The sequence below is a fragment of the Microcystis sp. M144S2 genome (assembly GCF_020246065.1).
Lineage (GTDB): Bacteria > Cyanobacteriota > Cyanobacteriia > Cyanobacteriales > Microcystaceae > Microcystis > Microcystis ichthyoblabe_A.
Genome location: NZ_JADBTR010000113.1, coordinates 25831 through 44563 on the forward strand (window position 1 = coordinate 25831; position 18733 = coordinate 44563).

Sequence of the window (18733 nt, forward strand, 5' to 3'; positions counted from 1 at the left end):
GGTTTTTTTTTGCTCTAGATAGTCAATGAAGACTGCCGGCAATAAATAGTGAGGGGAACGAACCACAGAGACACAAAGGACACAAAGATCGATCACTACTATAGAAGTTAAATTTATCACACAAAGAATAGGAGAGTCCAGTAGCTTTAAGAGCATCAGCCATGAGTTGGTCATCGAAAATTTGGGTCTGAAACCCCGTCGTAGAACGACGGCTTTACTGTTAAATATGAGCATCGTTTACGAAATATATGCTAAAATGTGAGGTATGGAAAAAGCCTATTCTTACCGATTTTACCCGACACCAGAACAAGAGTCGCTATTGCGGCGCACTTTGGGCTGTGTAAGATTAGTTTACAACAAAGCTCTCCACGAACGAACACAAGCTTGGTACGAAAAGCAAGAAAGAGTAGGCTACGCTCAAACTTCTTCAATGCTAACCGATTGGAAAAAGCAAGAAGAATTAGACTTTCTCAATGAGGTAAGCTGTGTACCTTTACAACAAGGGTTAAGACATTTACAAACAGCTTTTACTAACTTCTTTGCTGGTCGTACTAAGTATCCTAACTTTAAGAAAAAACATCAGGGAGGAAGTGCCGAATTTACCAAATCAGCCTTTAAATTTAAAGACAAACAAATCTATTTAGCCAAATGCACAGAACCTTTACCTATTCGATGGTCAAGACAAATACCAGAAAGCTGTGACCCAAGTACAGTAACAGTCAGATTACATCCTTCTGGACGTTGGCATATTTCAATAAGATTTGATGACCCAACGATTAAGCCTCTACCAGTAACAGATAAAGCCATCGGAATTGACTTAGGAATTAGTAGCCTCGTGATTACTAGCAATGGCGATAAAGTATCTAATCCTAAGCATTTTAAAAAGCATTATCGGAGACTGCGAAAAGCACAAAAAAATCTGTCTAGAAAACAGAAAGGGTCAAAAAATCTGGAAAAAGCAAGAATCAAAGTAGCTAGGATTCACGCTCAAATCACCGATAGTAGAAAAGACCATTTACATAAGCTAACCACTCAATTAGTCCGTGAAAACCAAACGATTGTGGTTGAGAACTTAGCCGTCAAGAATATGGTCAAAAACCCGAAATTATCTCAGGCAATATCTGATGTAAGCTGGGGAGAAATCATTCGACAATTAGCCTATAAATGCCGTTGGTACGGCAGAAATTACATCGAAATAGATAGATGGTTTCCCAGTTCTAAACGGTGCAGTAATTGTGGGTATATTGTGAAAGAGCTGCCGTTAAATGTTCGAGAGTGGGACTGTCCGAACTGTGGGACACACCATGACCGAGATATTAACGCCAGTAAAAATATTTTGGCCGCAGGGCTTGCGGTGTCAGTCTGTAGAGCGACCATAAGACCAGAACAGAGTAAATCTGTTAAGGCAGGTGCGGAACCCCGCAAGGCTTCCGCCGTGAGCGTCAGCCGAACGGGAAAGAAGCAGAAACCGTTCGGACCTCGGCGTGAGCTCGGTCGAACGCTGAGCTCACGGCCGAAGCCTAAATCGTGAGGTTTGGGAATCACCGTCCGTTTACGGCGGCGAGGATGTCAACAATGACAGTGTTAGTTCTCGTAGTATCCCTAGTTGTGTATAGTAGATTAAACCTCTTGCATAATTAATTTTTGAGGGTTCAAAAATGAGAAAAAAGGTTAAATTTTGTCAAGAAATTGCTTAAAGTTTTGTAAAGCCACTTGACTTAAAGACAGAATTGTGTACAATCGTTCATCGGTAATTTTACCCGGAGTGCTGTGTATGGTTTCATCAGTTCATCGTATGGCTTCTGGCGTTGAAACAAATTTTGTTTTAGAGCTAACCTTTGAGCAAGAGCAGAATGGGAGGATATGTCAACCATGTTAAGCACTGATCTAGAGATAAGACTAGCAGCTTTAGAAGCTGAAGTAGCACTGCTTAAGCGTTTGCTACCTACTGTCAGCGAAACTCCCTGGTGGGAAAAAATTGTCGGCACTTTTGCTGAAGATCCGGTTTACGAAGAGGCAATGCAGTTTGGTCAAGAGTACCGCCAGTCTCTAAAACCATTAGCCGAGGAAGCATCCGAACCCTGAAATGTATCTCCTTGACACCGATCATATTAGCATTCTCGATCGCGGGTGTCAACCGGCACAACAATTGCTGAAAAAACTGGCTGCTATTACGAGCAGCGAAGTTGCCACCACAATTATCACCTACGAAGAACAAATGCGGGGATGGCTCAGTTACATAGCCAAGGCAAATTCGATTGAAACCCAAGTTGTTGCCTATCGAAGGCTAGAAAAGCACCTCGCTAATTATCGCACGATTCCCATTGTCGGCTTTGATGAAAAGGCAGGTCAAGTTTTTCAAGAACTTCGGGTAACTTACCCTCGTTTGGGTTCGATGGATTTGAAGATTGCTGCTATCTCAATGGTTAATCAGGCTATCCTGCTGACGAGAAATCTCTCAGATTTTGGGCAAATTGCCGGTTTAAGAGCAGAAGATTGGACGATTACAAGCAACTGAATTACCTATGGAAAACCAACTTTTGCAGCGAATCACCCTCGATTTAAATATCTGTCATGGCAAACCTTGCCTTCGAGGATTGCGTTATCCTGTTGAATTTATCCTAGAATTACTTAGTTCTGGCATGAGTATCGAAGACATTTTAGCCGACTACGATGATTTAGAACGGGAGGATATTCTAGCGGCGTTATTGTTTGCCACTCGATTAACTCAGGTAAAAAGCATCTACCAAATTGCACCATGAACTTTTTAGTCGATGCCCAATTGCCAGTTCGTTTAGCTCGTTTTTTGCAAGCTGCTGGTCATGGTACAATTCATACTAAAGATTTACCCCAACAAAATGCCACGACAGATGCAGAAATTAACGCTCTTTCAATTCAACAAAATCGAATTGTCATTACCGAAGACAGAGATTTTCTTGATTCATTTTTGATTAATCAAGAACCTTATAAGCTTCTGCTAGTGACTACTGGTAATATTACGAATGTCGAATTAGAAGCATTATTTCAGAATAATCTAACCCAAATAAAAGCACTTTTTACTCAACATTCCTTAATAGAAATGAGTCGCAACTCAATCATCGTTCATCAATAATTTTACCCGGAGTGCTGTGTATGGTTTCATCAGTTCATCTTATGGCTTCTGGCTGGGATTTAGCAGTTAATAACCGCAATGGTCAACTCGCTCTTGTGGTTGAGGTCAAGTGCAAAACCAACGTATCCCAAGAATGGGCGGCAAAACTCCGACGCAATATTCTGGCACACGGTACTTTTGCCAAGGCTCCCTATTTTTTGCTGGTCTTTCCTGACAGATTTTACTTATGGAGTAATGTTGGGGCTTTTCAGGAGCAGAGTGAACCTAGTTATATGATTGATGCCAGTCCCATTCTTCAGCCTTATTTTCAACGAGCAGGGGTAACGAATGACCAAATTAGTAGGCAAAGTCTTGAACTAATTGTTGCTTCTTGGTTGGGAGAGATTATTTATTCTGAAAAGCCGCCTGAAGCTCTCGATGATTCTCAGCGTTGGTTGATTGATTCAGGGTTGTATGCTGCTTTAGCTGGAGGAAAATTTCAGCGTGAGGCAGCGGCGTGAATATCTATGTTGAAACAAATTTTGTTTTAGAGCTAACCTTCGAGCAAGAGCAGTGTCTAAGCTGTGAGCAGATTCTGCAACTTTGTGAAACAGGACAAGCCAAACTAATTATTCCAGCATATAGTCTAGCTGAACCTCACGAAAAACTGACTCGTCAAGCAAAGAGTCGTCGGGAACTTCAACAGTTACTAGATACTGAGTTACGTCAACTTTCACGCACAGCTTCTTATGCAAGTCGGATCAAGAGTATTCAAGATATTGCTAGTTTAATGGTGCAAAGCAATGAAGAAGAACGACATCGTTTTAATAAATATCGAGAACGCCTCCTCAAGGTAGGAGAAATTGTGGCACTTACTGCTGATATTTTAATCGAAGCAGCATCTTATGAAAAGATATATGATTTAACGCCACAAGATGCTCTTGTCTATGCCTCGGTACTTCATCATTTACGACGTTATCAGCCACAGCAGGCGTGTTTTTTGAATCGAAACTCAAAAGACTTTGATAGTCCTGACATTGTTGAAGAACTGAATCAATTCAACTGTAGGATGATTCCCCGATTTGATCGTGGTTACAGTTTTCTTCAGTCGCAGTTATCGTCCTAGTAGCTGAGATCAATCTTTTTGGTTGAGTTGAGTGCTTTAATACTTAGGAGAAAACTGCTCGATTCAATAATTTGAGCGAAACCCAACATTCTTTAACGACATCGTAAGAATCATTGATTGTGCCTCATTTCCTCAAGGTTTCCTTCCCATTTAAGCTTACCTTTAAAGGCTTTAATTTTCTCCTGTTGTTTGAGCCGAATCAAAGTCTTAAGACCCAATTCAACAACTTCTTGTTTAGTCTTTAAACCAGTAGCTTTAAGAGCATCAGCCATGAGTTGGTCATCAATGATAATGTTAGTCATCATCCTATTCCTAGTTGTGTATAGTAGATTGTTAATATACACATTATATAGGGTTTGCTGAATAAATTTGAGATGTAAGCAAGGTAGAGATTTTGTGGCTTTTCTCGCTCCCACAGGTGCAAGATTGTGAGAGAATCGTCGTTCAAAATCTTGCGTCTTTATCGGCCCGCGTCCTGTAGGGGCGAAGCATTCGGACAATAACCTATCGGTGAAACTGTAGATTTTCTATCCGAATGCTTCGCCCGTACTTTTTGCCGCATACCCTATTTAGGAGAAAACTGCTCGATTCAATAATTTGAGCCAAAACCCAACATTTTAAAAGACATCGGTGCAGTTGGGTTTCCCGCAAGTGTCGCTCATTTTTGATAGACAAAAGTTATTGCTGTCACCCCCAACACAACTTTACTGTCCCACCCGCCAAATTTTGATAGTATTGTCCCAACTACCACTAGCTAAATAGCGACCATCGGGACTATATACCACTGACAAAACCCCGCTAGAATGACCAGTAAGAGTACGCAATTCTTTTCCCGTTGCTACCTCCCAAATTTTGATAGTATTGTCCCCACTCCCACTGGCTAAATAGCGGCCATCGGGACTATATGCTACTGAGTAAACCTCCCCATAATGACCAGTAAGAGTACGCAATTCTTTTCCCGTTGCTACCTCCCAAATTTTGATAGTATCGTCCCAACTCCCACTGGCTAAATAGCGACCATCGGGACTATATGCCACTGACGTAACCCCGTTAGAATGACCAGTAAGGGTACGCAATTCTTTTCCCGTTGCTACCTCCCAAATTTTGATAGTTTTGATAGTTTTGATAATTTTGTCACCTTTGTCACCTTTGTCATAGTCATAACTCCCACTAGCTAAATAGCGGCCATCGGGACTATATGCTACTGACAAAACTCCTATAGAATGACCAGTAAGGGTACGCAATTCTTTTCCTGTTTCTACCTCCCAAATTTTGATAGTTTTGTCCCCACTACCACTAGCTAAATAGCGGCCATCGGGACTATATGCTACTGAACTAACCCCGCGAGAATGACCAGTAAGGGTACGCAATTCTTTTCCCGTTGCTACCTCCCAAATTTTGATAGTTTTGTCAACGCTCCCACTAGCTAAATAGCGGCCATCGGGACTATATACCACTGACCGAACCGAGTCAGAATGACCGGGAAGGGTACGCAATTGTTTTCCCGTTGCTACCTCCCAAATTTTGATAGTATCGTCATAACTTCCACTAGCTAAATAGCGGCCATCGGGACTATATACTACTGACGTAACCAAGTGAGAATGACCAGTAAGGGTTTTATAAAGAGAGGGATTATCAACTAAGCCAGAGATTAAAAATTGAGGAGTAACAGGAAATCTTTTATATTTTAAATATCCATACCCTTGCATTATTAGCAAAACTCCGCCAATCGCAATTAATCCATTTCTCAGATTATTATTTTTAACCAGTTGTACTGGTGATTTTTGGGGTGCAGGTACTGGTGAAACCGGCGGAGAAGGATTAATCTTAGGAATAACTGGCGGTTGTTTTTGAGTTACAACAGGCTGCGGATTTGGTGGTGGAGATGTTATAGTAGGAGTTATAGGAGGTAACTTTAATTGCCGTTCAATCTCATCCAAACGCTGTAAAATAACCCTAGTATTAGCTGGTCTATTCCTGGGTAATCTTCCCATCAACTCATCAATAAAATCCAACAATAACGGGTGAATATTTTCCGTTTCTTCTCGCCAAGGTAAAACATCATTAATCGGATCATAAATTTCTAAGGGATGTTTTCCCGTTAATAAATGCACAAAAGTTCGTCCTAAAGCATGAAAATCTGATTGAATCACTGCTTGGCCATGTTGTTGTTCATTGGGTGTATATCCGGCTGAGGTAATACCTGTTACTTGTTGACCTTTGACCTTTTGATGATAGGTTTGGGTTTCTTCCCTTGCTGTGCCAAAATCAATTAACACCAACTCGCCACTATTCCGCAACATTATATTAGGGGGTTTAATATCTCGATGCAGCCAATTCTGTTGATGAATTTTATCGAGAATTAAAGTGGTTTCTCTCAGCCATTTTAAGGCTCGTTTTTGACTTAAATTATCATACTGCTTTAGCCACTGTTCTAAATTAATCCCCTCCACTTTTTCCATAACTAAACAGTGTAATCTTTTCCCCTCCCTTGTGGAATATTGAAAATAGGCATCTGCGCGAGGAACACCGGTGACATTTTGACGACTCAACTCTAATAAAACGTCATATTCCCGTTTAAATAATTCCACTGCCTTCGGGTCATTATTCCATTTTTCTTGTAATACCTTGAGGATTTTGGCTGTAAAACCTTCAAAAGCCTCATAAACAACCCCAAAACCGGTCGTATCACTCAATAACCGACTCACCCTATATTTACCATTTAACAACAACTCAGAGCCGCAACTTTGACAGTAACGAGTATTCGAGTTATTATTACTCGGATGGTCTGGTTGATAACAATTGGGATTAATACAGTAACAGGGTTTCATCTCGGCTATCAGTTATTTTATCGGGTGAATAATTGCAAGTTTTCCCTCCCTGACCTTGACAGCATTTTATCATAAGTAAGTAGTTATGATTAAATTGAAGAGAGATATTGCATTTTTCAAAACGTCGTGCTTTGTAGGTTGATTCATGAATCAACGCTCCCTAGGGACCTTTCACTCTCTCCAATGTTATTCTCTCAAATTCTTATCTGGCATCGTTTTTAGTCGATTTCTCGGAATAAATAGCTGAAAAACACCCCGCGCATTAGTTTTTCGGTGGGATGCATACAAACAGCTGCTGATATATCTGTAATAATTTAAGAGTCACTGATAATTGCTGATTGTCGGTATTTCTGCAAATGTGAGATGCAGCCAAATTATCCCCCCAAATTAGAAGGGTAAATTATCAAGTTTCTCCCTGATTTTACCCTATTCATTCATATTACGATAGGTAGCCACTGCCGAGGGAGAAATGCGATTGAGATAACGGAAAATCCAATATTTTAAGACTGTATCCAAGATAACGGGAAAAGTGGCAATAAAGAGAAAATTAAACTCGCGATTTTCCGGTAAACCGAAATGACGACTTAACCCTTCTAGGATCACTTCCCAACCGTGGGGAGAGTGGAAACCGACAAATATATCGGTAAAGAGAATAATTAAAAAAGCTTTAGCTGAATCGCTAAGATTATAGAGAATGCCATCCAGAAAAGACTTGACAATCTCGATTTCTCGACGACTAAAAGCGATAACAAACCCAAAGGCAATCAAGGAACAAATATCGGCGAAAATATTAGCAATCGCATTTAGACCTCGTTGGCGAAATTCTTCACTTAGTACCGCCGCTTTTTTAGTAATTTCTCCCTCGATTTCTTCGTTAGATAATTTGGGACTTAAACCAATCATACCTCGAAAATGTAAAGCTTCCTCAAATCTTCTCAATTCCGAAAAAGCCTCTTCTTCTAAATCCTGATTGATAAAAATAAACTGTTCCTGTTGTTGGAAATATTTATTAATCAAGGGGGTAATTAGGAAAGTTTTGGTTAATTGCTGGGTTAATAAAGGAACAATAATTAACAGTAAAATAAACTTGAGGGAAATGGCTGTTTTATAACGAGAATTGCGAAATTTCTTTAAAACTGCCTCCTCCGATTCCTCCGCTTGCGGATCGATTTCCTGTTTAATGCGATTAAAAGTGTTGACAAAAGAACGGGGTAAAACCCCCGGTTTTTCCGTAGCTTTTTGGGATTTATTACTTTTGATTATTTCCTCATCTTCAAGACTACCCGCCGCTAAAAAAGAGCGATTCCTGGAAGTTTTATTTTTGGCTGTTTCCTGCTCAAAATTTCGGTTCTGGAGACTTTTGGGAACATCTTGCAGATCTTCTTGCCAATAATTATCTTGATATTTTCCGATAACACTATCGATAAACTGAAGTTTTTTCAGACAAACATCTGTGGTGACAGTAATCACCCCATTATTAATTGTCGGTTGATTGGGACCGAAGGTATTCACGATCGAGCGACTAGCTTTAAACTCCGTCAATCTGACTTTAATTTTTTGCAGATAACCTTTAACTTCTGCGATAAAATAGGAATTAGTGCTGCTGCCATAATTCGAGAACCCATTCGCCACTTTTCGCCCTTGAAAATGCTTGTCTTCTATCTCCTTAATCTTCAAAGCTGCATGATACGCCTCATCTAAAGAACGTTCAGGAGTTTGTAATAACCATTGATTAACACCTTGCAAAATCCGATTAAGATTCATAGGAAACAATTACTTCCACAAGGGAGAAAAGCTAGAGTACCGATCAGTCATCTTAACAAATACAATCGAGAAAAAACGATGTCAATCATACCAATTTGGATCGAAGGTGGCACGCGATCGGGAAAAACCACCACTTTAGTCGGGGAATTTCGGCGCTGGGTGTCTCGCGATCGCTCAAAATCATCCCCCCTTCCTCGATCGATCTTAGTTTTCGCTGCCAACGATGATAATAAACGGGAATTAGCCGATCGATTAGCCATTGCTGTTAGGGGTAGCTATCCGATTCTCTGTAAAACCCCTTTAGGTTTTCTCACCGATGAAGTCATCCTGTTTTGGCCGTTAATTTTCGAGTTTTTGGGGCTAAAAGCGCAATTTCCCCGCCGATTACGCCCAGAAACGGAGCAGGAACTCGCCACCCGTCTCTGGCAACCAGCAATCGCCGAATTCTTCCAGCTTACTAGCATAAATGAATATCGTTTCGTCCGTCAAGTTCTCGATTTGTTACAATTAGCCGGTGCTAGTGGTGTTCCCGCAGAAAAGATACCCGAAAGATTAGCCGAAGGATTATCAGAAACAGATCTAAAACGAGTTTTAGCGATTAATGAGCAGGAAACACCAGAAAAAGTGGGAGAATTAATCATTCAATGGCGTGATTGGTCTCTAGAACGTGGTTTATTAAGTTATGGTATCATCTACGAACTCTATTGGCGCTATTTATTCCCTGATAGTCGCTATCAACAGCAACTATTAAAACGCTTCCGGGGAGTTTTTGCGGACGATGTGGACGATTATCCGGCTATTGCCAAGGATTTACTCAGTTTTTTCCTCGATCATGATTGTTTTAGCGTTTTTACCTACAATCCCCAGGGAAAAATTCGCTTAGGATTAACTGCCGATCCCGATTATCTACAAAAATTAGCGGCACGCTGTCAAATTATGCCATTATCTACCAATAACGGGTTAGCGGCTCAGTTTAGCGAGACGATTCTCTCCTTAATCAGCGACGGTAACTATCTTGGCAATCTTCCCGATCAATTCATCTCCCTACAAACCACCTCTCGCGCTGAATTGTTACGGAAGACAGCCACAGCTATTATTCAAGCAGTCAAGCAAGGAGCAGTAAAAGCCGAAGAAATCGCCATTATTGCCCCCGGTTTAGACGAAATCGCCCGTTATAGCCTGATGGAAATTTTAACTGGTGCCGGGATAGCCGTTCAACCCCTCAACGAACAACGACCCCTGATCAGTTGTCCTCTGATTCGGGCATTATTGACCCTTTTCGCCCTTGTTTATGAAAATTTGGGGCGTTTAGCCCCCCAAGAGGCCATAGCGGAAATGCTGGTGATTTTTAGCCGTTATCGCTGGGATGAAGAACAAAATTTAATTCCCGATATCGATCCGGTTCGCGCTGGATTAATTGCCGATCATTGTTATCAAGTGGATCTGGAAAATCCCCGTTTATTAGCGATCGAAACTTTTCCCCGTTGGGATCGCTTAGGACAAAAAGCTTGTACTGCCTACGAAAGAATTTGTCGCTGGATCGAAGGGATGAAAAAACGGCAGCAAGAAGCCAAACTTTTCCCGATTTTTGTCTTAAATCAAGCGATCGAACAATTATTAAACGATGGGGAAAATTTGCCCTTCGATCACTTGGCAGCTTTGCGAGAATTAATGGAAACTGCCCAACATTTTTGGGAGATTGATCGCCGTTTGCGTGAGAGTGAACCCTCTTTTCAAAGTCCCAGCGAAACTATTAATCAGTTTATCCAACTTTTGCGCCGTGGTACAATTACCGCTAATCCCTATCCTGTGCGACAATTTATTAAATCTTCCTCAGCAGTTACCCTAGGCAATATCTTTCAATATCGTTCTTTTCGTTCTAGTCATCGTTGGCATTTTTGGCTAGATTGTTCTTCTCCACTCTGGGAACAAGCAGGTGCTGCTACTCTTTTTGCTGCGCCAATTTTTTGGCGAGAAAGTCCCTATCAACGCTGGACAACAGAAGCAGAATTAGAGGAAAATCAGGCCCGTTTACAGAGAGTTTTAAGGGATTTATTGGCAAGGGTAAGCGAAAAAGTTATCCTCTGTCACAGTGATTTAAGTGTATCGGGAACCGATCAAACTGGACAACTTTTATCCTTAGTACAAGCGGCAAAAGAATATAATTACAGCGTTTCTCATCAAGATGAAGTATAACCTAAGTTGCTATTAAGGAAAACTTCCTATCTCACCATCACCAATACAGCCTGGCGATGGATAGTAGAGAGAACTTGGTCTGGGTTGCATAAATCTAGAGGATTATGTGGGAATTAAGTAAGTAGTTATAATTAAATTGAAGATAGATTTTGTCTTTGATCCCCCCTGCCCCCCTTGATAAGGGGGGTGACGATAGGCGGGGGGATCTGACAGTTTTTAATACCTAACTACTTAATCCCTTTCAGGTAATCCCTAGAATTAATAGTAACAATCTCACCCCCCCTTATCCTGATCGGTTAGCCAAAAATTGTCACCTTTCCGATTTAACCCTCTGCTAACCAGCGCACGGCATCCTTAGCGTGGTAGGTTAAGATAATATCGGCACCCGCCCGTTTAAAGCTGGTTAAAGTCTCTAAAGTCACCCGTTTTTCGTCAATCCAGCCATTTAACGCCGCCGCTTTAATCATTGAATATTCCCCCGACACATTGTAGGCAGCCACGGGTAAATTAGTCATTTCCTTGATTCTCCAGATAATATCCATGTAAGATAGGGCAGGTTTTACCATTAACATATCTGCTCCCTCTAATACGTCTAATTCCACCTCTTTTAAGGCTTCTCTGGCATTACCCGGATCCATTTGGTAGGTTCTGCGATCGCCGAATTGGGGGGTAGAATCAGCCGCATCCCGAAACGGACCATAATAGGCAGAGGCATATTTAGCCGTATAGGAAAGAATCGGTGTATCACTATAACCCGCCTCATCCAATCCTTGACGAATTGCCCGCACAAAACCATCCATCATTCCCGAAGGTGCAATGATATCCACTCCCGCTTTTACCTGAGAAACGGCGGTTTTTTGCAATAATCCCAGAGTGGGATCGTTTAACACCCTGCCGGTTAAATCTCCCGTTTGCAGATAACCACAATGACCATGGTTGGTATATTCACACAAACAAGTATCGGCGACAATGAGCAGATCGGGAACTGCCTCTTTAATTGCTGTGGCTGCTTTTTGCACAATACCATGATCGTGCCATGCTCCCGTCGCCTCTGTGTCTTTACTTTCTGGCAGCCCGAATAAAATAATCGCTGGGATTCCTAAATCACGCACTTCCTTGGCTTCGTCAACAATTTTATCGATTGATAATTGGTACACCCCCGGCATCGATTTCACTTCCTGGGCAATACCTTCCCCCGTTGTGGCGAAAAGAGGATAGATAAAGTCATTGGCTGTCAAGACGGTTTCACTCACCAGACGGCGCATTTGAGGGGTTTGACGCAGACGACGGGGGCGATGAATAGGAAACATAGTTTTTTGTGATTAAATCGGGAATCTTGTCTCGATTCTTTAGTTTAAATCTTTGCTGAGGATGAACACAAATCGATTCAGCCAGCAGCTGGCTGCCGGCAGCTATAGGCAATATTTAGTTATTTTGAGCTTAATCAAACTATTTAGGTCATTTTTGACCTAATAAACCTCTATCGTCGTTTTGAGGGCTAAAAATCAGCAATTTGACTAAAATTTAATCTTTATAGCGATCAATTTTGCTGTCGCCACCACCTCCTCTCTTTACAAAACTTTACCTCATCAGTTTTCAGTTCACTGATGGCTCTCTTGGATAGAGGTGCAAGCGTTCACCGATTACTGTTCACTGTTCACTGACTCCCAAAACCCATCTCCATTTGGGAGAAGGATCGTTTATTCTAGTAGGTAAGAGCGATCAATTCAGGATTTTTGCTATGGCGAACTTAGGTGATTTAGTCAAAAAAGCAGTTTATTTGGGCGTAGGCATTGCCGCTTATGCCGCCGAAAAAGCTGAAGTAAATTTACAAGAATTAAGAAATCAAGCCCAAAAATTAGCCGATGAGATGATTGCTCGTGGCGAAATAAACGCAGAAGAAGCGAGGAAATACGTCGATGAGTTGGTAAAACAGGCACAACAGCAAGCGGTGACAGCTAACGAATCTAATATTCCCCATGAACCCCGACGGATAGAAATCATTGAAGATGAGGAAGACACCAAGGCAGCCAATCCAAAAGTAGATGAATTGCGGCAACAGGTGGAACGTCTTCAGGAGGAATTACGGAAACTGCAACAGGATTAAAACCTAGATTTTAGCGACAAATAATTAATTATTACTAGACAAGGGATGCAAGTATAAACATGGACGATTGGCAGAAGGATTTTTGGGAAGTGATCGAAACTGTGGCACTGGGAATTGAAAATTTTTTCCAAGAAGTGACCCAAGCTATTGAAGAAATCAATGAGGAAATTATCATCGATCTGGAACAGTTTATTCAAGAGGTTTTACCCCAGGAATTAGAAGAATTTTTTAACCTCGATGAATCCCTATTTTCGGAATTAGACGAACCCTCGGATTTTACCCTCACTCCTAAGGTTAACCCCGATCCTAACACCCATGCTGCTTGTATCGGTTGCCGTAATTATCACGGTTATATCTACGGAGGCAATCTTCTCGTCTGCGGTTTCCATCCCTACGGTTGGGATAGTGATAGTTGTCCCGATTGGCAAGCAGAGGATTAATTATTTTCCTATAAAATCAGGTAGGGTTATTATCCCTACCCATAACTTTTATCTCAAAGCAATTATCCGTCATTTTTAGTTAAGAATCACCCTTGGGAGCATGGTAAGGTTCAGAATCAAAAGGCTGCATCCCCACATCGGGATACTCATCATTGCTGGGACTAAAAATGCGAGCGAAAGCCTCTGTTAGGTACTGGACAAAATTGTGTAATGTATCCTTGATATTCATTGCTTTTCTCTCCGACTCTCGACAACAATCTCTTTTTCGGATCAGGTTGATTCACCCCTCCATCCCCATTATCTGGACAGAATCTCATCAATTGTTGACTTTTGAGATAATTCTTGAATAATCTTCATAAGACTTTATATTTTTTCTGGTTTATCTAAACTTTTATAATAATTCTTGTATTTTTGTCAAGGAAAAATTATTCAATTAAATCGCTGAACAAATATTTGATTGTTGTCCAGAAAGGTTTGTATCTTTGTTGATCATCTAAGCATAAATATCCATTGACAAAGACTTGTAATTGAGCATTATCTATCTCCTCATCCAAAAAAGGATCGATGGCTGCCTTACGAAGTGCCTTGAGTTTATTGAGGTTTAATCCCAACTTTTCGATAGTATTAATTGCTTTTTGATCATCTTCTTGTGCGGGTTTAATTGTACCATCATCATTAAAAGCAAAGTGAGACTCACAATCGGGATTAAGTGGAGAGATTAAGAGATTTTCATCAAACCAGTTATCTTTTAGATTACCACAGTGCCGAGGTTCACCAGTCCTAAGATTTGCCTGACAGGAACATAGCAAATTGGCATAATCTAATACCAATTCTCCAAAGTCTGACTACAGAAGTTTAATCCCCCTAAATCCCCCTTAAAAAGGGTGACTTAAATTCGATGTGTAGTTTTCATTTAGAGAAATGGTATAACCCACATTCCGCACCCTCAACTGTCATACCATTTTTCTAAAGTAATGGCAGAGATGGTTAATTGCCCTCACCTCCAACCCGTCTCCTAGAAAGGGAGAGGGGAGTAGGATACCTGCCACGAATAAAGAAAAATGGTATCACATTGGCTGTCCCCCTCTAGGGACTTGAGAAAAATACGCCAGGGGGGTCTTGAGACCCCTAATTAGGGTTTGCTGAAAAAGTACTAGGCTGGGGTCAGGCAGAGGGCAGGAGGCAGCAGTTTCAGGCTTTGTTGCCCCTTTTTGTGCTAATTTTTGTACTACAATAAGGATAATGCCAGGTTTTTGAAAGTCCCAATCCTATTTTCGCAGCATGAACATCGGATTTTAACAGGTCAAAAGCCTTATTTTAAAAGGGTTTTACCATTATTCAGCCAGCCCCATATAGAAGCGATCAATCTTTGTGTCCTTCGTGTCTTTGTAGTTCGTTCCAGTCGCTCGCTGGCAGGACTGCATCAATGGAGTACATTTTACCCACCAAACTCAAGGAAGCCAATCACTCCTTAAGACTGCGTTAGAGTTGGAAGAAAAGAGCTTTTTGCCTTTTGCCTGTTGCCTTGAGAAGCTGATCACTGATCTGGGGTTCACTCAAGCAACTTCTTCAGCAGGACATCCACTTCCTCCAGGCCAGATTGATTATTTTTCAGCACATAAACCGCTCGCGCTTGCTTAAAAGCCTCCTCCGCCTCTCTTTTTCGTCCTCGGCCCGCGTAGGCCCGACCGAGATTAAGATAGACATCGGCGTTATTGGGGGCGATTTCGGCCAAATCTTGATAGGCGATAATTGCTGCAAGATAATCTTTTCTGGCCAGATGGATGCGACCGATTCCCGCTTGTGCTTCCAAAGATTGTGGTTGTAGGAAAACAGCCCGACGATAAAAGGGGAGAGCTTCGTCAAAACGCTCTTGTTTTTCGAGTAAAATCCCTATTTTTAGCTGAATTAAAAAATTTCCTGCATTTTGTCGTTCTATTTCTTTTAAAATCTGGGTTCCACCATTTAAATCGCCCTGTTTGAGCAAAAGGCTGGCCAGTTGCAATCTTAATTCACTATTGTTAGGGAATCTTTGCAGGGATTTTTGGAGAAAATCGAGGGCTTCGGTGCTTTTATTCTGTTCGATCAAGGCTTTACCCATGATTTCGTGGGCTTGCTGATTATTGGGGTCGAGAGCTAAAACCCATTGGTAAACTTCGCCCGCTTTAGCATAGTTTTTTTGCCGTAATAATACCACCCCTAAACCGAGGTAGTGTTGGACGTTTTTCGGTTCTATTTGGATAGCGTAGTAGTAAGCGGTGGCGGCATTGTCATAATCGCCGATATTAGCCAAACTATAACCGAGAGCATGGAAAAAGTCGGGATTACTCGGATCGAGACTTAAAGCTTTTTGGTATGCTTGGGCGGCGGCGTTATAATCCCCTTGCCGCGTTTGTAAAAAGCCGATCCCAGAGAAAATTTTGGCATTATTGCCATCAAGGGCGGCAGCCTGCTCGTAAACGGCTATAGCTTCCCCATAATTGCCATTTTTGACCAATTGCCGCGCTTGACGCAGTAGTTCGTTAACTTGTGAATTCTTGCTCACGATTGCCCCCGCCGGATTATCAGCGATCGCAATTGAGGGAGAGAAACAGCCCCCCGCGAGGAGACCGATGAGCAAGATTAAACGGGTAAATTGTTTCATCGCTTTACCTTTGTTAACGATTCTTAATTAAAGTTTATTGTAAATGCTATTGACAAAAATTAACTATTCTGCATCACCCTTGGACGAGATTATTGCGGGCCTCTTGGGCGACTTGGGCGCTTTTATCGCTGGTTAACTGGGTCAAAACAGCGATCGCCTCTTCCCCCCCTAAGCGGCCTAAAGCTTGAGCAAGACGATAGCGCAGTTGCCAGTCATCATCATTAGCCAAGGGAACAAGTAAAGAGACGGCGCGAGGGTCGCCTAGTTCCCCGAAAGCACTAACAGCGGCCGTTTTTACCAATTCATTATCGGAGTTTAGGGCGATTTCGAGCAGTTCAAAGCCCCGGGGTTCCCCCAATTCGCCCAAAGCTGCCACAATGCTAAATTGAATTAACCAGTCGGAGGATTGTTGATAGACGGCCACCAGATCATCGTAGGCTGCCGTTAATTTTAACCCCCCGATCGCATCGGCCGCGGCCGCTTTCACGTCTGCTTCGGGATCATGCAACAAGCGATCGCGTAGAATAGTTAAGGCCAGATCAGGATTCTGATGACCCAGGATATCTAGCTGACTTACCGCCGAATAACGCACCCTAGCGTTACTATCGTTAATTACAGGCTGTAACATCTCGAAGGCGATTTCTGGGGCTAAATAACGCAGTTGATTAACTCCCGATAAGCGATCGCCATAATCATCGGAATCGAGCAGCCGTTGCACGGATTCAGGGGAATAATTCATAATTTGATGACACCCTTAACAATTGGACTGGTATTAATTGTCCCATGAATAGTTATCGACTCCTGACTATTTTGATCATCTTTAGTTCCCCGGTTTTTTGGGGCTGTAGTCCCCCCTCTCCTATTAAAAAAGAACCGACGGCTAAAATAATCGTTTCTCCTTCTCCCAGTCCGATTATTTCCCCATCAGACATTAAAGCTGCTAATCGTTATCGTCAATTGGGATTACAGTATCGTCAACAGGGAGATTTTATCAAAAGTATTGAGGCTTTAAAAAAATCGCTACAGTTAAACCCCAATCATCTAGACGGGAGAGTAATTTTAGGATGGACACAACACCTAGCTAAACAACCTTTAGCGGCACAAACAACCCTCGAAGAAACGATTAAAATTGCTCCCGATCATGTGGCTGCCTATAATGCTTTGGGTATTGTTTATCTTGTCGGTGGTCATCTTGAAAAAGCCGTAGTCACTCATACTAAAGCTGCTAATTTAAAACCCGATAATGAAATCGCCTACTATAATTTATCCCTCGCCTATCATCGCTTAAAAGATTTTAATTCAGCTATTACTAACGCTGAAAAAGCAGTTAAACTAGAGCCGAATAATCCCCATCCTCTTGTGGCTTTGGCAATGATTTATTTAGACCAAGGTGATAGTAAAAAGGCTCGGGATACCTATAAAAAGGCTAGGTATCTAGACGGTCGTTATCGACAAAAATGGTTTCTGGCACACCTGAAGGAAGCGGGTTTTAGTCAGGAGCAAATTAAATTAGTCGAAAAGTTACTATCCGAGATTTAAAAATTATTATTTCCCCTCAAGATGCCTGTCGATGTCCCAGTTTTAGGAAAATAGTTTCTAAATCTTCGCGGCAAGTATAGAATTCGCTTAAATTCAGACCAGAAACCACTAAAGATTTCAACAATTCAGCACTATCTTCTAGGGTTCCCGTAAATTTAACCCGGAGAGTATTAGTATTAATAATTCTTTGCCAACTTTCCACAAAAACACATTGTTTAAGAGCGGTTTCTAAGGCTTCTAAATTGCCTAGAGTCGTGATCTGCAAGTATTGACCGGCTAGACGTTGATTTAATTCCTCTAAAGAGGTGCTTTCCACTAGATAACCTAATTCCATTATACCCACAGAACTACAAAGTTCCGCTAAATCACTAAGGACATGGGAGGAAATTAAAATAGTCATACCCGCCGATTGTAAGACTTTAATAATCTCACGAAATTGTAGGCGAGCGATCGGGTCTAATCCAGAAACTGGTTCATCGAGAAGTAAAATTAAAGGTTCATGGATAATCGTTCGTGCTAAACTTAAACGTTGTTTCATCCCCCTGGACAAAGTAGCGATCGAATTATGGCTTTTATTGGTTAATTGTACCAGTTCTAGAACCTCATAAATGCGGCGATGACGTTGGGAGCGCGGGATATGATAAAGACGGGCAAAATAATCCAGATAATTCCAGACATTTAGGTCATCGTAGAGAGGAAAATTATCGGGTAGATAACCTAAATTTCTTTTCAGACGGGGATTAATCTCATCTCTTAAAAGACGTTCTCCGTGCAGATATATTTCTCCCGTTGTCGGTTCTTCCGCTGCCGCTAACATCCTAATTAAAGTGGTTTTTCCCGCTCCATTTGGACCGATTAACCCGTAAACTTCCCCCGCTTCAATCTGTAAATCCACTTGATTAACAGCCCCATGGCGGTCAAATTGTTTGGTTAAACAAACGGTGGCAATGGCTAATTCTGGTGGGTTCATAAAGTTTTTTAGTTAGGTTCTGAGG

General features: G+C 41.6%; 21 protein-coding genes. 11 read left to right on the forward strand and 10 right to left on the reverse strand.

Features of this window, described 5'->3' with window-relative positions; genetic code table 11:
* Positions 1-22 precede the first annotated feature (22 nt).
* On the reverse strand, positions 23-163 hold the full coding sequence (locus tag IM462_RS21030; RefSeq protein ID WP_071846437.1) for a DUF2191 domain-containing protein: 141 nt from the start codon (positions 161-163) through the stop codon (positions 23-25).
* Positions 164-265: 102 nt separating this feature from the next.
* Here IM462_RS21030 and IM462_RS13395 point away from each other — a divergent pair, with 102 nt between their 5' ends.
* The 7 genes from IM462_RS13395 to IM462_RS13425 all read left to right on the forward strand — a co-directional run bounded on the left by IM462_RS13395 (position 266) and on the right by IM462_RS13425 (position 4217).
* Positions 266-1531: an RNA-guided endonuclease InsQ/TnpB family protein gene (locus tag IM462_RS13395; protein WP_419546707.1), complete on the forward strand. Its 1266-nt coding sequence runs from the start codon at positions 266-268 to the stop codon at positions 1529-1531.
* 341 nt (positions 1532-1872) lie between these two features.
* On the forward strand, positions 1873-2085 hold the full coding sequence (locus IM462_RS13400; RefSeq protein WP_287703906.1) for a hypothetical protein: 213 nt from the start codon (positions 1873-1875) through the stop codon (positions 2083-2085).
* Position 2086: 1 nt separating this feature from the next.
* On the forward strand, positions 2087-2518 hold the full coding sequence (locus IM462_RS13405; protein WP_287703908.1) for a type II toxin-antitoxin system VapC family toxin: 432 nt from the start codon (positions 2087-2089) through the stop codon (positions 2516-2518).
* Between the two features lie 7 nt (positions 2519-2525).
* The gene (locus tag IM462_RS13410; RefSeq protein WP_002752166.1) at positions 2526-2762 is read left to right on the forward strand and encodes a DUF433 domain-containing protein; all 237 of its coding nucleotides are present in this window, start codon (positions 2526-2528) and stop codon (positions 2760-2762) included.
* Positions 2759-3112, forward strand: coding sequence for a DUF5615 family PIN-like protein (locus IM462_RS13415; protein ID WP_287703911.1), 354 nt, complete (start codon positions 2759-2761; stop codon positions 3110-3112). Before IM462_RS13410 ends, IM462_RS13415 begins: the two co-directional genes overlap by 4 nt.
* A 20-nt stretch (positions 3113-3132) precedes the next feature.
* Positions 3133-3612 carry a hypothetical protein gene (locus tag IM462_RS13420; RefSeq protein ID WP_008207308.1) on the forward strand — a complete coding sequence of 160 codons (480 nt, stop codon included), beginning with the start codon at positions 3133-3135 and terminating at the stop codon, positions 3610-3612.
* Positions 3609-4217 (forward strand): PIN domain-containing protein, encoded by a 609-nt coding sequence (locus tag IM462_RS13425; RefSeq protein ID WP_002752169.1) that lies wholly within the window; start codon positions 3609-3611, stop codon positions 4215-4217. The genes IM462_RS13420 and IM462_RS13425 overlap by 4 nt, the downstream gene beginning before the upstream one ends.
* Positions 4218-4327: 110 nt before the next feature.
* On the opposite strand, the gene IM462_RS13430 is transcribed toward IM462_RS13425, so the two are convergent.
* The 3 genes from IM462_RS13430 to IM462_RS13440 all read right to left on the reverse strand — a co-directional run bounded on the left by IM462_RS13430 (position 4328) and on the right by IM462_RS13440 (position 8812).
* The gene (locus tag IM462_RS13430; protein ID WP_002752171.1) at positions 4328-4522 is read right to left on the reverse strand and encodes a type II toxin-antitoxin system VapB family antitoxin; all 195 of its coding nucleotides are present in this window, start codon (positions 4520-4522) and stop codon (positions 4328-4330) included.
* A 399-nt stretch (positions 4523-4921) separates the two neighbouring features.
* Positions 4922-7048 carry a serine/threonine-protein kinase gene (locus IM462_RS13435; RefSeq protein ID WP_287703914.1) on the reverse strand — a complete coding sequence of 709 codons (2127 nt, stop codon included), beginning with the start codon at positions 7046-7048 and terminating at the stop codon, positions 4922-4924.
* 426 nt (positions 7049-7474) lie between these two features.
* Positions 7475-8812 (reverse strand): proton extrusion protein PcxA, encoded by a 1338-nt coding sequence (locus IM462_RS13440; RefSeq protein WP_287703916.1) that lies wholly within the window; start codon positions 8810-8812, stop codon positions 7475-7477.
* A gap of 78 nt (positions 8813-8890) precedes the next feature.
* Here IM462_RS13440 and IM462_RS13445 point away from each other — a divergent pair, with 78 nt between their 5' ends.
* A complete protein-coding gene (locus IM462_RS13445; RefSeq protein WP_287703918.1) occupies positions 8891-11008 on the forward strand; it encodes a PD-(D/E)XK nuclease family protein in 2118 nt (705 codons plus the stop codon).
* 323 nt (positions 11009-11331) lie between these two features.
* Here IM462_RS13445 and hemB read toward each other — a convergent pair whose 3' ends face one another.
* A complete protein-coding gene (gene hemB / locus IM462_RS13450; RefSeq protein WP_287703920.1) occupies positions 11332-12318 on the reverse strand; it encodes a porphobilinogen synthase in 987 nt (328 codons plus the stop codon).
* Positions 12319-12749: 431 nt separating this feature from the next.
* Here hemB and IM462_RS13455 point away from each other — a divergent pair, with 431 nt between their 5' ends.
* Together IM462_RS13455 and IM462_RS13460 are read left to right on the forward strand one after the other, a co-directional pair.
* Positions 12750-13115, forward strand: a complete 366-nt coding sequence (locus IM462_RS13455; protein ID WP_287703922.1) for a phasin family protein — start codon at positions 12750-12752, stop codon at positions 13113-13115.
* 59 nt (positions 13116-13174) lie between these two features.
* Positions 13175-13555 (forward strand): hypothetical protein, encoded by a 381-nt coding sequence (locus tag IM462_RS13460; RefSeq protein ID WP_002752180.1) that lies wholly within the window; start codon positions 13175-13177, stop codon positions 13553-13555.
* Positions 13556-13634: 79 nt separating this feature from the next.
* Here IM462_RS13460 and IM462_RS13465 read toward each other — a convergent pair whose 3' ends face one another.
* From IM462_RS13465 to nblB, 4 genes are all read right to left on the reverse strand, one after another.
* Complete coding sequence (locus IM462_RS13465) at positions 13635-13784, reverse strand: isochorismate synthase (RefSeq protein WP_287703924.1); 150 nt, start codon at positions 13782-13784, stop codon at positions 13635-13637.
* Between the two features lie 196 nt (positions 13785-13980).
* Positions 13981-14385, reverse strand: coding sequence for a retron system putative HNH endonuclease (locus IM462_RS13470; protein WP_287703926.1), 405 nt, complete (start codon positions 14383-14385; stop codon positions 13981-13983).
* Positions 14386-15107: 722 nt separating this feature from the next.
* On the reverse strand, positions 15108-16199 hold the full coding sequence (locus tag IM462_RS13475) for a tetratricopeptide repeat protein (protein WP_287703928.1): 1092 nt from the start codon (positions 16197-16199) through the stop codon (positions 15108-15110).
* Between the two features lie 73 nt (positions 16200-16272).
* A complete protein-coding gene (gene nblB, locus IM462_RS13480; RefSeq protein WP_287703930.1) occupies positions 16273-16938 on the reverse strand; it encodes a phycobilisome degradation protein NblB in 666 nt (221 codons plus the stop codon).
* A gap of 44 nt (positions 16939-16982) precedes the next feature.
* Between nblB and IM462_RS13485 the strand changes: the two genes are divergently transcribed.
* On the forward strand, positions 16983-17738 hold the full coding sequence (locus IM462_RS13485; RefSeq protein WP_287703932.1) for a tetratricopeptide repeat protein: 756 nt from the start codon (positions 16983-16985) through the stop codon (positions 17736-17738).
* 16 nt (positions 17739-17754) lie between these two features.
* Here the strand turns inward: IM462_RS13485 and IM462_RS13490 are convergent, their stop codons facing one another.
* A complete protein-coding gene (locus tag IM462_RS13490; protein ID WP_287703934.1) occupies positions 17755-18708 on the reverse strand; it encodes an ABC transporter ATP-binding protein in 954 nt (317 codons plus the stop codon).
* Positions 18709-18733: the final 25 nt, after the last annotated feature.

Coding starts and splice junctions, on each gene's coding strand:
- IM462_RS21030 (WP_071846437.1), bottom strand. CDS start 163: ATGGCTGATGCTCTTAAAGCTACTGGACTCTCCTATTCTTTGTGTGAT.
- IM462_RS13395 (WP_419546707.1), top strand. CDS start 266: ATGGAAAAAGCCTATTCTTACCGATTTTACCCGACACCAGAACAAGAG.
- IM462_RS13400 (WP_287703906.1), top strand. CDS start 1,873: ATGTTAAGCACTGATCTAGAGATAAGACTAGCAGCTTTAGAAGCTGAA.
- IM462_RS13405 (WP_287703908.1), top strand. CDS start 2,087: ATGTATCTCCTTGACACCGATCATATTAGCATTCTCGATCGCGGGTGT.
- IM462_RS13410 (WP_002752166.1), top strand. CDS start 2,526: ATGGAAAACCAACTTTTGCAGCGAATCACCCTCGATTTAAATATCTGT.
- IM462_RS13415 (WP_287703911.1), top strand. CDS start 2,759: ATGAACTTTTTAGTCGATGCCCAATTGCCAGTTCGTTTAGCTCGTTTT.
- IM462_RS13420 (WP_008207308.1), top strand. CDS start 3,133: ATGGTTTCATCAGTTCATCTTATGGCTTCTGGCTGGGATTTAGCAGTT.
- IM462_RS13430 (WP_002752171.1), bottom strand. CDS start 4,522: ATGATGACTAACATTATCATTGATGACCAACTCATGGCTGATGCTCTT.
- IM462_RS13435 (WP_287703914.1), bottom strand. CDS start 7,048: ATGAAACCCTGTTACTGTATTAATCCCAATTGTTATCAACCAGACCAT.
- IM462_RS13440 (WP_287703916.1), bottom strand. CDS start 8,812: ATGAATCTTAATCGGATTTTGCAAGGTGTTAATCAATGGTTATTACAA.
- IM462_RS13445 (WP_287703918.1), top strand. CDS start 8,891: ATGTCAATCATACCAATTTGGATCGAAGGTGGCACGCGATCGGGAAAA.
- hemB (WP_287703920.1), bottom strand. CDS start 12,318: ATGTTTCCTATTCATCGCCCCCGTCGTCTGCGTCAAACCCCTCAAATG.
- IM462_RS13455 (WP_287703922.1), top strand. CDS start 12,750: ATGGCGAACTTAGGTGATTTAGTCAAAAAAGCAGTTTATTTGGGCGTA.
- IM462_RS13460 (WP_002752180.1), top strand. CDS start 13,175: ATGGACGATTGGCAGAAGGATTTTTGGGAAGTGATCGAAACTGTGGCA.
- IM462_RS13465 (WP_287703924.1), bottom strand. CDS start 13,784: ATGAATATCAAGGATACATTACACAATTTTGTCCAGTACCTAACAGAG.
- IM462_RS13475 (WP_287703928.1), bottom strand. CDS start 16,199: ATGAAACAATTTACCCGTTTAATCTTGCTCATCGGTCTCCTCGCGGGG.
- nblB (WP_287703930.1), bottom strand. CDS start 16,938: ATGAATTATTCCCCTGAATCCGTGCAACGGCTGCTCGATTCCGATGAT.
- IM462_RS13485 (WP_287703932.1), top strand. CDS start 16,983: ATGAATAGTTATCGACTCCTGACTATTTTGATCATCTTTAGTTCCCCG.
- IM462_RS13490 (WP_287703934.1), bottom strand. CDS start 18,708: ATGAACCCACCAGAATTAGCCATTGCCACCGTTTGTTTAACCAAACAA.